Source organism: Bradyrhizobium sp. DN3, from assembly GCF_041357655.1.
Lineage (GTDB): Bacteria > Pseudomonadota > Alphaproteobacteria > Rhizobiales > Xanthobacteraceae > Bradyrhizobium.
Genome location: NZ_JAULLN010000035.1, coordinates 37,281 through 50,608, shown reverse-complemented (window position 1 = coordinate 50,608; position 13,328 = coordinate 37,281). Strand labels below are relative to the sequence as shown.

At 63.3% G+C, this 13,328-nt stretch carries 12 protein-coding genes; 9 read left to right on the top strand and 3 right to left on the bottom strand.

The genetic code is table 11. The features are described from left to right. The first annotated feature begins 107 nt into the window (after nt 1-107). From glpD to AAE027_RS34700, 7 genes are all read left to right on the top strand, one after another. Nucleotides 108-1,658 carry a glycerol-3-phosphate dehydrogenase gene (gene glpD, locus AAE027_RS34730; RefSeq protein WP_370990672.1) on the top strand — a complete coding sequence of 517 codons (1,551 nt, stop codon included), beginning with the start codon at nt 108-110 and terminating at the stop codon, nt 1,656-1,658. Further along, entirely contained in the window at nt 1,655-2,794 is a 1,140-nt protein-coding gene (locus AAE027_RS34725; RefSeq protein ID WP_370990673.1) for an ABC transporter ATP-binding protein, read from the top strand. The genes glpD and AAE027_RS34725 overlap by 4 nt, the downstream gene beginning before the upstream one ends. Nucleotides 2,795-2,806: 12 nt before the next feature. Next, nucleotides 2,807-3,892, top strand: a complete 1,086-nt coding sequence (locus AAE027_RS34720) for an ABC transporter ATP-binding protein (protein ID WP_091898068.1) — start codon at nt 2,807-2,809, stop codon at nt 3,890-3,892. Beyond that, complete coding sequence (locus tag AAE027_RS34715; protein WP_370990674.1) at nt 3,892-4,866, top strand: carbohydrate ABC transporter permease; 975 nt, start codon at nt 3,892-3,894, stop codon at nt 4,864-4,866. Before AAE027_RS34720 ends, AAE027_RS34715 begins: the two co-directional genes overlap by 1 nt. Next, the gene (locus tag AAE027_RS34710) at nt 4,866-5,672 is read left to right on the top strand and encodes a carbohydrate ABC transporter permease (RefSeq protein ID WP_091898072.1); all 807 of its coding nucleotides are present in this window, start codon (nt 4,866-4,868) and stop codon (nt 5,670-5,672) included. Before AAE027_RS34715 ends, AAE027_RS34710 begins: the two co-directional genes overlap by 1 nt. A gap of 10 nt (nt 5,673-5,682) precedes the next feature. Beyond that, entirely contained in the window at nt 5,683-6,012 is a 330-nt protein-coding gene (locus AAE027_RS34705; RefSeq protein ID WP_370990675.1) for a DUF2160 domain-containing protein, read from the top strand. Between the two features lie 130 nt (nt 6,013-6,142). After that, on the top strand, nt 6,143-7,885 hold the full coding sequence (locus AAE027_RS34700; RefSeq protein WP_176946108.1) for an ABC transporter substrate-binding protein: 1,743 nt from the start codon (nt 6,143-6,145) through the stop codon (nt 7,883-7,885). A gap of 217 nt (nt 7,886-8,102) precedes the next feature. Here AAE027_RS34700 and AAE027_RS34695 read toward each other — a convergent pair whose 3' ends face one another. Then, nucleotides 8,103-8,810 carry a TetR family transcriptional regulator gene (locus AAE027_RS34695; RefSeq protein WP_370990676.1) on the bottom strand — a complete coding sequence of 236 codons (708 nt, stop codon included), beginning with the start codon at nt 8,808-8,810 and terminating at the stop codon, nt 8,103-8,105. 154 nt (nt 8,811-8,964) lie between these two features. Here AAE027_RS34695 and AAE027_RS34690 point away from each other — a divergent pair, with 154 nt between their 5' ends. Together AAE027_RS34690 and AAE027_RS34685 are read left to right on the top strand one after the other, a co-directional pair. Then, a complete protein-coding gene (locus AAE027_RS34690) occupies nt 8,965-10,167 on the top strand; it encodes an ABC transporter substrate-binding protein (protein WP_370990677.1) in 1,203 nt (400 codons plus the stop codon). Nucleotides 10,168-10,176: 9 nt separating this feature from the next. Beyond that, nucleotides 10,177-11,220 (top strand): aromatic ring-hydroxylating dioxygenase subunit alpha, encoded by a 1,044-nt coding sequence (locus tag AAE027_RS34685; RefSeq protein ID WP_370990678.1) that lies wholly within the window; start codon nt 10,177-10,179, stop codon nt 11,218-11,220. 198 nt (nt 11,221-11,418) lie between these two features. On the opposite strand, the gene AAE027_RS34680 is transcribed toward AAE027_RS34685, so the two are convergent. Continuing rightward, the gene (locus tag AAE027_RS34680; protein WP_370990679.1) at nt 11,419-12,519 is read right to left on the bottom strand and encodes an alkene reductase; all 1,101 of its coding nucleotides are present in this window, start codon (nt 12,517-12,519) and stop codon (nt 11,419-11,421) included. A gap of 178 nt (nt 12,520-12,697) precedes the next feature. Continuing rightward, nucleotides 12,698-13,201, bottom strand: coding sequence for a DUF1993 domain-containing protein (locus AAE027_RS34675; protein WP_091898086.1), 504 nt, complete (start codon nt 13,199-13,201; stop codon nt 12,698-12,700). Nucleotides 13,202-13,328: the final 127 nt, after the last annotated feature.

Below are 13,328 nucleotides of genomic sequence, written 5' to 3'. Positions count from 1 at the left end.
TTCCGCTTTCACTTCCTTTCGCCTCTCTTTCATCTTGCTTTCGTTTTGCGGTGTGATCTAATCAAAAGCGAAAGTAGCCGCTCGACGGAACGGGCGGTCTTCGGGGGATGCGTCTGTTGGAGCGTATTTTCGACCTCGCCATCATCGGAGGCGGTGTGAACGGCTGCGGCATCGCGCGCGATGCGGTGGGCCGCGGCAACACGGTTTTCCTGTGCGAAATGAACGATCTGGCGAGCGGGACGTCGTCCTGGTCGACCAAGCTGGTGCATGGCGGCCTGCGCTATCTCGAATATTACGAGTTCCGCCTGGTCCGCGAGGCGCTGATCGAGCGCGAGATCCTCTGGGGCATCGCGCCCCACATCATACGTCCCCTGAGGTTCGTCCTGCCGCATCACGCCGGCCTGCGTCCGGCCTGGCTGCTGCGCCTCGGCCTTTTCCTCTATGATCACATCGGCGGCCGCCACCTGTTGCCCGCCACGCGCACGATCGATCTCCGACGCGACGAGGTCGGCCGCCCGCTGATCCCGAACCGCTACTCCCGCGCGTTCGAATATTCCGACTGCTTCGTCGATGACGCCCGCCTCGTCGTGCTGAACGCGCGCGATGCCGCCGACAAGGGCGCCGAGATCCGCACCCGCACCCGCGCCACCGAGATCCGTCAGTCCGACGGCGTCTGGACCGTGAGCATGGTCGATACGCTGACTGGCGCGCGCTCGTCGATCCAGGCGCGCGCGCTGGTCAATGCCGGTGGTCCCTGGGTCGAGGACGTGCTCGGCCGCGGCGCCGGCGTCAACGCGAAGGCCAAGGTACGCCTGGTCCAGGGCTCGCACATCGTGGTCAAGAAGCTCTACGACCACGACCGCGCCTACATGTTCCAGAACGCCGACGGCCGCATCATCTTCGTGATCCCGTACCAGGACGATTTCACGCTGATCGGAACCACCGACCGCGACTATGACGGCGATCCTGCCAAGGTGAAGGCGACATCTGAGGAGATCCAGTACCTTTGCGCTGCCGCCAGCGAATATCTGGCCAAGCCGGTCACGCCAGAGGACGTGGTCTGGACCTATTCCGGGGTGCGCCCGCTCTATGACGATGGTGCCAGCGAAGCCAAGGCCGCGACCCGCGACTATGTGTTCGAGCTCGACACACCCGGCGGCGTGCCGCTGCTGTCGATCTATGGCGGCAAGATCACGACCTACCGCCGCCTCGCCGAAGAGGCGCTGGAACGGCTCGCCCCCTATCTTCGCAGCGCGAAAGCGCGCGAGGGCTGGACCGGCAAATGGCCGCTGCCCGGCGGCGACATGAACGTGTCCGACATCGACGGCCTGATCGCCGAGCTCCAGCGCGGCTATCCCTTCCTCAGCCACGAGCATGCGCGGCGCCTCGCCCGAGCCTACGGCACAAGGGCGATCAAGCTGCTCGGCGATGCGAAATCGGCGGCCGATCTCGGCCAGGCCTTTGGCGCGACGCTGACCGAGCGCGAGGTCCGTTATCTCATGGCCAATGAATGGGCCGTCACCGCCGAGGACATCGTCTGGCGCCGGTCCAAGCTCGGCCTGCGACTATCTGCCGACGAGATCGCGGCGCTTGACGACTGGATCAGGACCCACGCTGTGCCGCAAACTCCCCTGCTGGAAGCGGGAGGACGCTCATGACCGTGACGCTCGATCACGTGACCCGGACTGTCGAGGGGATCCCGCACATCCGCGACGTCTCACTGACACTCGAGAGCGGAACCCTCAACGTGCTGCTCGGGCCGACGCTGTCGGGCAAGACCTCGATCATGCGGTTGCTCGCCGGCCTCGACAAGCCGACCACGGGCAAGGTGCTGGTCAATGGCAAGGACGTCACCGGCGCCGATGTGCGCCAGCGTTCGGTCGCGATGGTCTATCAGCAATTCATCAATTATCCCTCGCTCACGGTCTACGAGAACATCGCATCGCCCCTGCGCGTGCAGGGCAAGCCGCGCGACGAGATCGAGGCGCGTGTCGCGGAGGCTGCAAGACTGCTCCGCCTCGAGCCGTTCCTGAAGCGCACGCCGCTCCAGCTCTCCGGCGGCCAGCAGCAGCGTACCGCGATCGCGCGCGCGCTGGTCAAGGGCGCCGACCTCGTGCTGCTCGACGAGCCGCTCGCCAATCTCGATTACAAGCTGCGCGAGGAGCTGCGCGCCGAGCTGCCGCGCATCTTCGAAGCTTCCGGCGCGATCTTCGTCTATGCCACGACCGAGCCGACCGAGGCGCTGCTGCTCGGCGGCAACACGGTGTGCATGTGGGAGGGCCGGGCACTTCAGATGGGCGAGACCTCCAACGTCTACCGCCGCCCGCAGACGCTGCGCGTCGCGCAGGTGTTTTCGGATCCGCCGCTGAATCTCGTCGGTCTCGAGAAGAAGAACGGCTCTGTGCAATATGCCGGCGGCACGACCTCACCGGCCTCGGGGCTCTATGCCGGCCTTGCCGACGGCGCCTATCGCGTCGGCTTCCGCGCGCATCAGCTCGCCCTTGCCAATGGCGAGGCCGGCCGCCACGCCTTCCATGCCACGGTGACGGTGACCGAGATCACCGGTTCGGAGAGTTTCGTGCATCTGACCCGCGACGGATTGAATTGGGTGGCAGTGCTGCACGGCGTGCATGAGTTCGAGCCCGGCCAGACCATCGATGCCGTGCTCGACCCCAATGATGTCTTTGTCTTCGACGCGGCCGACCGGCTCGTCGCGGCACCCGGCATAGCGTTTTCAAGCGAAGCGCGTAGCGGTTCGCGTGAAGAAAACGCGTCAACCAGAAAAAGCTCTTGAGGGAGGTGCGACATGGCCCGCATTGACCTCGTCGATCTCGCTCACTCCTACGGCGGCAATGATGCCGCGCCGGAAAGCTTTGCGCTGAAGCCCGTCACCATGACGTGGCGGCAGGGCGGCGCCTATGCGCTGCTCGGGCCGTCCGGCTGCGGCAAGACCACGCTGCTCAACGTCATCTCCGGTATCATCACGCCCTCGCGCGGAAGGATCATGTTCGACGGGGTGGACATCACACCGCTGTCAACCCAGAAGCGCAACATCGCCCAGGTATTCCAGTTTCCGGTGATCTACGACACCATGACGGTGGGGCAGAACCTGGCGTTTCCACTGAAAAACCGCGGCGTGCCGAAGGCCGAGATCGACAAGCGCGTTGCCGAGATCGGCCGCCTGCTCGATCTCGAACCCTATCTGAACCGCAAGGCGACGCGGCTTACGGCCGACGCCAAGCAGAAGATCTCGCTCGGCCGCGGCCTGGTCCGCTCCGACGTCGCCGCCGTGCTGTTCGACGAGCCGCTGACGGTGATCGACCCCGAGCTGAAATGGCAGCTCCGCTCCAAGCTGAAGGCGCTGCATCGCGAGCTCGACCTCACGATGATCTACGTCACCCATGACCAGACCGAGGCGCTGACCTTCGCCGACACCGTGGTCGTCATGCATGACGGCCGCGTGGTGCAGAGCGGCACGCCGGCCGAACTGTTCGACAAGCCGGCGCACACCTTCGTCGGCTATTTCATCGGCTCGCCCGGCATGAACATCCTGCCCGCGGAGGTGAGGGGGCGCGAGGCGCGGATCGGCGGCCATGTCATCGCGCTCAACCGCAGCTACGACAATCTGCCTTCGGGCGCGAAGATCGAGATCGGCGTCCGTCCCGAATTCGTCGAGGTCGTCGCGCCCGCGCCCGACCTGCTCACCGCGAAGATCGAGCGCATCGATGATCTCGGCCGCATCCGTTTCGCGCGGGCGCGGCTCGGCGACGCAAAGCTCGCGGCGCGCGCCCCTGGCGGATTCACCAGCCCGGATGGCAACGCCGGGCTGCAATTCGATCCGTCGCATGTCCACGTCTATGCCGACAGCCTTCTGGTGGAAGGAGCCGCCTGATGGACAAGACCGTCAACCAAAAAGCCTGGTTCCTGGTGCTGCCGGTGTTCCTGGTCGTCGCCTTCTCGGCGGTGCTGCCGCTGATGACGGTGGTGAACTATTCGATGCAGGACACCTTCGGCAACAACCAGTTCTTCTGGAACGGCGTCGGCTGGTTTAAGGAGCTGCTCGATCCTTCGACCGATCTCGGCGGCCGCTTCCTCGCCTCGCTCGGCCGCAATCTGTTTTTCTCGCTGGTGATCCTCGCCATCGAGGTGCCGCTCGGCATCGTCGTCGCGCTGTCGATGCCGCGCGAGGGCTGGACCGTTGCGGCCTGCCTCGTGATCCTCGCGCTGCCGCTATTGATTCCGTGGAACGTGGTCGGCACGATCTGGCAGATCTTCGGCCGTCCGGACATCGGCCTGCTCGGCTATGTCCTCAACGCGATGGGCTTTGACTACAATTACGTCTCCAACGACATTGACGCCTGGGTCACCGTCATCGTGATGGATGTCTGGCACTGGACCAGCCTCGTTGCGCTGCTCTGCTACGCAGGCCTGAAGTCGATTCCGGAAGCCTATTACCAGGCCGCCCAGATCGACGGCGCCTCGCGCTGGGCCGTGTTCAAGGCGATCCAGCTGCCGAAGATGAAACGCGTGCTCTTGATCGCGGTGCTGTTGCGCTTCATGGACAGTTTCATGATCTACACCGAGCCCTTCGTCGTCACCGGCGGCGGGCCCGGCAACTCCACGACCTTCGTGTCGATTGAGCTGGTCAAGATCGCGCTCGGCCAGTTCGACCTCGGCAAGGCCGCGGCGCTGTCGCTGGTCTACAATCTGATCATCCTGATCGTCTGCTGGATCTTCTACACCGTCATGACCAATGCCGGCGTCGAACGCAAAGTCCAGGCGGAGAGCGAGCCGGCGGCGGAGCCCAAACCTTCGGCCGCGCTCAAGCCCGTGCCCGCGCTCAAGCCAAAGGAAGGAGTGGCCTGATGCATTCGATCCCCGGCCGCCGCCTCGTCATGGGGCTGTTCCTGATCTTCCTGTTGTTGCCGATCTACTGGCTCGTCAACATGAGCTTCAAGACCAACAGCGAGATCGTCTCGACGATGACGCTGTGGCCGCACACCCCGACGCTGCAGCACTACAAGCGCATCTTCACCGACGAGAGCTGGTATTCCGGTTACATCAACTCGCTGGAATACGTCGTCCTCAACACCATCATCTCGATCGCGGTGGCGCTGCCGGCGGCCTACGCCTTCTCGCGCTACCGCTTCCTCGGCGACAAGCACCTGTTCTTCTGGCTCTTGTCGAACCGCATGGCGCCGGCCGCGGTCTATGCGCTGCCGTTCTTCAACCTCTATTCGGCGATCGGCCTGTTCGATACGCCCTGGGCGGTCGCGCTCGCGCACTGCATCTTCAACGTTCCGCTGGCGGTGTGGATCCTCGAAGGCTTCGTCTCCGGCGTGCCGCGCGAGATCGACGAGACCGCCTTCCTCGACGGCTATTCGTTCCCGCGCTTCTTCATCAAGATCCTGGTGCCGCTGATCGCGAGCGGCATCGGCGTCGCCGCGTTCTTCTGCTTCATGTTCTCCTGGGTCGAGCTCCTGCTCGCGCGCACGCTGACCTCGGTGCAGGCCAAGCCGATCGCCGCGATCATGACGCGCACGGTGTCGGCCGCCGGCATGGATTGGGGCCTGCTCGCCGCCGCCGGCGTGCTCACCATCATCCCGGGCGCGCTCGTGATCTGGTTCGTCCGCAACTATATCGCGCGCGGCTTTGCGCTCGGTCGCGTGTAAGGAGGCGAGCATGGAATCAATCGCATGGATGGCCTGGACATTGCCGACCGCAATCTTCTTCGCCGCGCTCGCCTGCACGCTGGCCGTGATGACGTGGCTTGCCGCGGTCTATCCCGAGGCCGAGCGCGTCGGCGTGCTCAGTATTCCGACCACGCGCGGCGACCGCCTGTTCATCTCGCTGATCGCGGCCGCCGTCATTCACCTCGTGTGGATCGGCCTCGTCGGCACCGATGCGATCGTCACGCTGCCGGTTGGCGAGGAAGGTTTTGAGATCTCGAGCCTGTGGCTCGCGTCAGGAATTTCGCTGGCCACGGCCGTGCTCATTTTCCGCACGGTCTGAAGCTCGCGAAGGGACGGCCAGATCCGGGACCAACCCGGGCCTGTATAAAAGTTTGTCGCTGCAATGGAGGAATAACATGCGACAGTTTAGGAGAAGGAAAGGTCCATTGACCAAGAATAGCTTGCTGACCATGTCCAGCGTCGCCGCGATTGTTGCGGTGTCGTTCGCCGTCTCGGCGCCGGTTCGCGCCGCCGACGACGCCGTGATCCAGAAGTGGATCGCGGAATTCCAGCCCTCGACGCTGTCGAAGGAAGACCAGAAGAAGGAGCTGGAGTGGTTCGCCAAGGCCGCCGAACCCTTCAAAGGCATGGAGATCAACGTCGTCTCCGAGACCATCACGACCCACGAATATGAATCGCAGACGCTGGCCAAGGCGTTCTCCGAGCTCACCGGCATCAAGCTCAAGCACGACCTCATCCAGGAAGGTGACGTCGTCGAGAAGCTGCAGACCCAGATGCAGTCGGGCAAGAACGTCTATGACGGCTGGATCAACGATTCCGACCTGATCGGCACGCACTTCCGCTACGGCCAGACCATCGTGCTGTCGGATTACATGACCGGCGAGGGCAAGGACGTCACCGATCCCATGCTCGACGTCAATGACTTCATCGGCAAGTCGTTCACCACGGGGCCGGACGGCAAGCTGTATCAGCTTCCCGACCAGCAGTTCGCCAACCTCTACTGGTTCCGCTACGACTGGTTCACCAATCCCGACTACAAGGCCAAGTTCAAGGCCAAGTATGGCTACGAGCTCGGCGTGCCCGTGAACTGGTCCGCCTATGAGGACATCGCCGAGTTCTTCACCAACGACATCAAGGAGATCAACGGCGTCAAGGTCTACGGCCATATGGATTATGGCAAGAAGGACCCCTCGCTCGGATGGCGTTTCACCGACGCCTGGCTGTCGATGGCCGGCAACGGTGACAAGGGCATTCCGAACGGCCTGCCGGTCGACGAGTGGGGCATCCGTATGGAAGGCTGCCGTCCGGTCGGCTCCTCGGTGGAGCGTGGTGGCGACACCAACGGCCCGGCCGCGGTCTACTCGATCACCAAGTATCTCGAGTGGCTGAAGAAGTACGCCCCGCCGCAGGCGCAGGGCATGACCTTCTCGGAGGCGGGCCCGGTGCCGGCGCAGGGCAACATCGCCCAGCAGATGTTCTGGTACACCGCCTTCACCGCCGACATGGTGAAGCCGGGCATCGCCGTGATGAACGCGGACGGTACGCCGAAGTGGCGTATGGCTCCGTCGCCGCACGGCTCGTACTGGAAGGAAGGAATGAAGCTCGGTTATCAGGACGCCGGCTCGGTGACGCTGCTGAAGTCGACCCCGGCAGATCGCCGCAAGGCGGCCTGGCTCTATCTCCAGTTCATCATCTCCAAGTCGGTGAGCTTGAAGAAGAGCCATGTCGGTCTCACCTTCATCCGTGAATCCGACATCTGGGATAAGTCCTTCACGGAACGTGCGCCGAAGCTCGGCGGCCTGATCGAGTTCTACCGTTCGCCCGCCCGCGTGCAGTGGACCCCGACCGGCAACAACGTGCCCGACTATCCGAAGCTCGCGCAGCTCTGGTGGCAGAACATCGGCGATGCGTCGTCCGGTGCGAAGACGCCGCAAGCTGCGATGGATGCCCTTGCGGCCGCCCAGGACTCCGTCATGGAGCGCCTGGAGAAGTCCGGCGTGCAGGGTGCCTGCGGTCCGAAGCTGCACAAGAAGGAATCGGCCGAATACTGGTTCGCCAAGGCCCAGAAGGACGGCACGATTGCTCCGCAGCGCAAGCTCGCCAACGAGAAGCCGAAGGGCGAGACGGTCGACTACGACACGCTGATCAAGTCGTGGCCGGCCACCCCGCCCAAGCGCGCGGAAGCCAAGTGAGCGGCGCGTAAAGCATCATCAAGCGCGAAAGGCCGGGAGCGATCCCGGCCTTTTTCTTTTTCTGGGAGTTCGGCGCGCTATCTCCACACTGTCATTGCGAGCGCAGCGACTTGTCTGCCGAAGCCTTGGCGTAGGCGGAAGCAATCCAGACTGTCGCCGCGGAAGGATTCTGGTTTGCTTCGCTGCTCTCGCTATGACGAGCCTGTGGCGCGCGCCATCACTCCTTCCGTCTCACCAGATCCTCGATCATGGCCTGCACATGTGCAAGCCACGCGCTCCGCATCTCCTGATCGGCGAGGTCGGTCTGCATGTAGCTCGACAGCGTATAGAGGTTGGCACGGTAGAAATAGGTCAGCGATAGGATCGACAGATAAAGGTGGAGGCGGTCACAGTCCGGCCTGAACTCTCGCCGCTCGATGCCGCTCTGGAGCACGCGCTCCAGCATGCCCAGTTGGGTATTTGCGAAGCTGCGGCGGATGTTGTTCTTGACGTGACGACCCTTGAAGAGATTCTCCGTAGCGAGAATGCTCAATAGCTCCGGGTGGGCCCAATAGTAGTTCCAATTGAAGGCGACGAGTGCCGCCAGCGCCTGGCGCGGGCTGGAAAAATCGAGATCGAGCGCCTCTTCCGACGCGACCAGATCGGCATAGCAATGCTCGATGACCTGATGAAAGAGCTTCTCCTTGCTCTTGAAGTAGTAATAGAGCATCCGGTCGTTGCTCTTGGCGGCCTTGCTGATGCGATCGACCCGCGCGCCGCCATAGCCTTCGCGGGCGAACTCGGCGATGGCCGCACGCAGAATGGCCTCGCGGGTCTGATCGGGCGCTCGCGTCCGTCGAACCGTTGAAGCCTTCTTCCGCTTGGCCGCCCGCTTGAGGCGCGGGCCGGCCAGTGTACGGGCTGGCAGCTCTGTATCGTTGGGCATTGCGTATCCCAGGGAATCACAACCAGCAGGATGGGGCTTGCCGTTTTTTTGGCAAGCCCGCCGATTTCTTCGCCATTGACAATCATTAGCTCTTGGTATTCGCTATGTAGTAAGTACTACATACATAAGCTGGTCCCAATGACGGGAGGCTGATATGCGCATTTCGGCTGTTGCGAAGTTCGTCGGACTTGTCCTAGCGGTGGCCTGCGGCGCAGGTCGGGCCGTGGAGCCGCCGCCGATCAGGATCGGAGAGATCTCAAGCTATTCGGCCCTCCCGCTGGGGACCCGCGGCTATCGCCAGGGCTGGGAGCTCGCGCGCGACGAGATCAACGGCAACGGCGGCGTGCTCGGCCGCAAGCTCGAGATCATCGCCCGTGACGACGCCGGCAAACCGGACGTCGCCATCACCGCAGCCGGTCAGCTCGTCGACGGTGAGCAGGTCGACCTCCTGACGGGCACGATCCTCTCTCATGTTGGCCTCGCCGTCGCCGATTTCGCCAAGCAGAAGCGGACATTCTTCCTCGCCTCACAGCCCCTGACTGACGCCCTCATCTGGGAGAAAGGCAATCGCTATACGTTCAGGCTGCGGCCGAGCACGTATACCCAGGCGTCCATCCTCGCAAAGGAGGCGGCCAAGTTCCCCGCGCGGCGCTGGGCGACGATTGCTCCCAACTACGAGTTTGGCCAGGCGGCGGTGGCGAGCTTCAAGCGCGAACTGAAGCGATTGAAGCCCGACGTCGAATTTGTCTCCGAACAATGGCCGCCCCTCGGCAAGATCGATGCAGGTGCGGTCGTGCAGGCGATGATGGCGGAAAGCCCGGACGCCATCTTCAACGCGACATTCGGGGCCGACCTCGCCAAGTTCGTGCGCGAGGGGTCGACGCGCAAGGCGTTCGCAAACCGCGCTGTCGTCAGCATCCTCTCCGGGGAACCGGAATATCTCGCGCCGCTGAGGGACGAAGCGCCGCCCGGTTGGCTGGTCACCGGATATCCCTGGAGCGAGATCAAGACCCAGGCCCATGACGCGTTCCTGCAAGCCTATGTCGCTCGTTTCAAGGAGCCGCCCAACATCGGTGCACTCATCGGCTACACCAACACGCTGGTCCTCGCGAAAGCGATCGAGATGGCCGGCTCCACCAAGACCGATGATCTGATCAAGGCGATGGAGCATCTGAAGGTCGACACGCCGGTGGGGCCGATCGCCTTCCGTGCGATCGACCATCAATCCACCATGGGCGTCTATGTCGGCAGGCTCGCAGTACGGGACGGCCAGGGCGTGATGACCGACTGGCGCTATGTCGACGGCGCCGACTACCAGCCCGCCGACGCCGAGGTGATGGCCAAGCTCAAGAACTAGAGGTGCCGCATGAACCTGCTTGCTCCCCGCAACACCTGGTATCCGCTGACGTGGTCGCGCAACGTCACGCGCACGCTGTCGCGCCACCGTATTCTCGGCATGGACCTTGTCGTCTACCGCAGCGAAGCGGGTGGCGTCGTTGCGCTCGACGACGTTTGTCCACATCGGTTGGCGCCGCTATCGATGGGCAAGCTCAAGGGCGATGCAATCGAGTGCGGCTATCACGGCATGACATTTGGGGCCGACGGGCGCTGTGTCCGGATTCCGGGTCAGCCGATGATCCCGCCGAATGCACGGGTGTCGTCCTACCCGCTCAGGGAGAAGATGGGACTGGTCTGGATCTGGCCCGGCGATCCCGCGCTCGCCGACCCGTCGCGGATTTATGATCTGCCGCAATACGGTCAGAACGACTGGCATGCGGCGGAAGGAGACGCTCTTCGAATCGAAACCAACTATCTCAACCTCGCGGATAATCTCTGCGATCCCGCGCATGTCAGCTTCGTCCACCTGTCGACGCTCGGCAATTCGGCCAGCGAAGACATTCCGGTGGAGCACACCTTTTCCGAGGACGGCGTGCTGGTGTGGCGGTGGATCAGGAACGCGCCGCCGATACCGCTTTTCGCCAAGTACGGCAATTTCGCCGGCAATGTCGATCGCTGGCACTATTACGACTATATCGCGCCCTGCATCGCGGTGATCGACTTCGGCAGCGCGGACGCTGGCAAGATCGTCGATCCCGCGGACCGGGGCCGGGGATTGCGCATCTTCGCATGCCACTTCATCACGCCGGTCGACGATCACATCTGCATCGATCACTGGCTCCATGTGCGCAACTTTGCGCTTGACGATGCCGATGTCGATCAGCGCCTGCACGCCGATTTCCGTATCGCTTTTAATGAGGACAAGGAGATTCTGGAGCGCATCGAGGAGGTCGCGCAGGCCCGCCCCAATGCCAAGACCATCCGCCTCGCCATCGATGCCGCCCCGCAGCGCATGCGTCGCATCGTGGAACGCATGGTCGCTGCAGGCGCCGAGACACGCGCATTGGCGTGAGGCCTATAGGCAGGTACAGGCCGGGAGCAGTCCCGGCCTTCCTTGTTGGTGAGCGCACCCTGCAACCGCGCCGTCATTGCGAGCGTAGCGAAGCAATCCAGAGTCTTTCAACGGAGCCAGTCTGGATTGCTTCGTCGCCAGCGCAAAATTGCTTCGCAATTTTGTCGCGAGCTCCCCGCAATGACGGAAGAAGCAGCCTTATTCTGCCGGCTCGGCCGCCAGCGTCGGGTAATCCGTGTACCCCTTGGCGCTGCCGCCGTAGAAGGTGGCCTTGTCCCAATCGTTCAGGCCCGCGCCCTGCTTCAGCCGCTCGACCAGGTCGGGGTTGGAGATGAAGGGCTTGCCGAAGGCGATCAGGTCGGCCGCGTTCGCGTCCAGCACCTTGGTGGCGAGATCGAAATCGTAGCCGTTGTTGGCGACATAGGTGCCGGCAAAGCGTTTGCGCAAGGACGCATAGTCAAACGGCGCGATGTCGCGCGGACCGCCGGTGGCGCCCTCGACGACGTGGAGATAGACCAGCTTGAGCGCGCTGAGACCGTCGACGATGTGATCGAACAAGGCTTGCGGATTGGAGTCGGAGAGGTCGTTGGCCGGCGTCACCGGCGAGATGCGGATGCCGGTGCGATCGGCGCCGGCTTCAGTGGCAACCGCCTTGGAGACCTCGAGCATCAGCCGCGCGCGGTTCTCGATCGAGCCGCCATAGGCATCGGTGCGCTTGTTGGCGCCGTCCCGGGCGAACTGGTCGAGCAGATAGCCGTTGGCGCCGTGGATCTCGACGCCGTCGAAGCCGGCCTCGAGCGCATTCTTCGTCGCGCGCTTGAAGTCGTCGATGATCCCAGGAATTTCGGAGAGCTCGAGCGCCCGCGGCTCGGAGACGTCGGCGAAGGTGCCGTTCACAAAAGTCTTGCCCTTGGCGCGGATCGCGCTCGGCGCCACCGGGGCTGCGCCATTCGCCTGGAGATCGACATGCGAGATGCGGCCGACATGCCAGAGCTGGATGAAGATCTTGCCGCCGCGCTCATGCACGCGATCGGTGACCTTGCGCCAGCCGGCGACCTGGTCCTTGGAGTAGATGCCGGGCGTGTCCTGGTAGCCCTGACCTTGCTGCGAGACCTGGCTCGCTTCGGTAATCAGAAGCCCTGCGGAGGCGCGCTGGCTGTAATAATCGGCGGCGAGAGGGCTAGGCACGAACGTGCCGGGCGCGGCACGGTTGCGCGTCAGCGGCGCCATCACCAGGCGATTGGCCAGCGTGATCGGGCCGAGCTTGTAGGTCTCAAACAATTTGGTCGGACTGCTCATGGGGAATGCTTCCAGGCAATGAGAGGTCACGAACACTTGTGCATCGCGACATCAGGCGCAAGGGCGGAGCCATACTCAAACTGCAGGCGAGCTACGCGGCAAGGCCGCGTAGCATGATTCATGTGCAATTTCGGCCGCGACAGGGGAATTCCGCTACGCGGCCGTGCGATTTGGCAAATCAGTTCGCGCCGAGGAAATCGCGCTTGCCGATCTCGACCCCGTTGTGGCGCAGGATGCCGTGGGCGGTCGTGGCGTGGAAATAGAAGTTCGGCAGCGAGAACGCGCTCAGGAATTGCTGGCCCTTCATGGTGATGGATTTGTCCGGACCGGCCGGGAAGGTGACGTCCTTGACGTCGGCACCTTCGAACTGCTCGGGCTTGAACGATTTCACGTAGTCGATGGTCTTGGCCAGGCGCTGCTTCAATTCCGCAAAGCTCGTCTCGGTGTCAGGCGTCGCGGGCACCTCGCTATGGGTCAGCCGCGCACAGCCCTTGGCGGCGAAATCGCTGACGAGCTGGACCTGCTTCGACAGCGGCAGCATGTCCGGAAAGAGGCGTGATCCGAGCAGGACGCCGGGGTCGATCTTTTTGGCCGCGCAATGCGCCTCCGCCTTGGTGAGCAGGCCGGTGAGGCTGTTCAGCATTTGCAAATAGGCGGGGACGACGGCGTCGTAGAAGGACATGTGATGCTCGCTGTGATGGTGGGAAACCTCAGGAGAAAACCTGAGCCACTCACATGGGAGCGTCATGGAAAAATACAATCGCGGAAGCGGCTTGTGCGATGCGAAAATTCTATCGCGCTGTCATCGC

Excerpts from the sequence above, each read along its gene's own strand:
- glpD (WP_370990672.1), top strand. The coding sequence starts at position 108 with ATGCGTCTGTTGGAGCGTATTTTCGACCTCGCCATCATCGGAGGCGGT.
- AAE027_RS34725 (WP_370990673.1), top strand. The coding sequence starts at position 1,655 with ATGACCGTGACGCTCGATCACGTGACCCGGACTGTCGAGGGGATCCCG.
- AAE027_RS34720 (WP_091898068.1), top strand. The coding sequence starts at position 2,807 with ATGGCCCGCATTGACCTCGTCGATCTCGCTCACTCCTACGGCGGCAAT.
- AAE027_RS34715 (WP_370990674.1), top strand. The coding sequence starts at position 3,892 with ATGGACAAGACCGTCAACCAAAAAGCCTGGTTCCTGGTGCTGCCGGTG.
- AAE027_RS34710 (WP_091898072.1), top strand. The coding sequence starts at position 4,866 with ATGCATTCGATCCCCGGCCGCCGCCTCGTCATGGGGCTGTTCCTGATC.
- AAE027_RS34705 (WP_370990675.1), top strand. The coding sequence starts at position 5,683 with ATGGAATCAATCGCATGGATGGCCTGGACATTGCCGACCGCAATCTTC.
- AAE027_RS34700 (WP_176946108.1), top strand. The coding sequence starts at position 6,143 with ATGTCCAGCGTCGCCGCGATTGTTGCGGTGTCGTTCGCCGTCTCGGCG.
- AAE027_RS34695 (WP_370990676.1), bottom strand. The coding sequence starts at position 8,810 with ATGCCCAACGATACAGAGCTGCCAGCCCGTACACTGGCCGGCCCGCGC.
- AAE027_RS34690 (WP_370990677.1), top strand. The coding sequence starts at position 8,965 with ATGCGCATTTCGGCTGTTGCGAAGTTCGTCGGACTTGTCCTAGCGGTG.
- AAE027_RS34685 (WP_370990678.1), top strand. The coding sequence starts at position 10,177 with ATGAACCTGCTTGCTCCCCGCAACACCTGGTATCCGCTGACGTGGTCG.
- AAE027_RS34680 (WP_370990679.1), bottom strand. The coding sequence starts at position 12,519 with ATGAGCAGTCCGACCAAATTGTTTGAGACCTACAAGCTCGGCCCGATC.
- AAE027_RS34675 (WP_091898086.1), bottom strand. The coding sequence starts at position 13,201 with ATGTCCTTCTACGACGCCGTCGTCCCCGCCTATTTGCAAATGCTGAAC.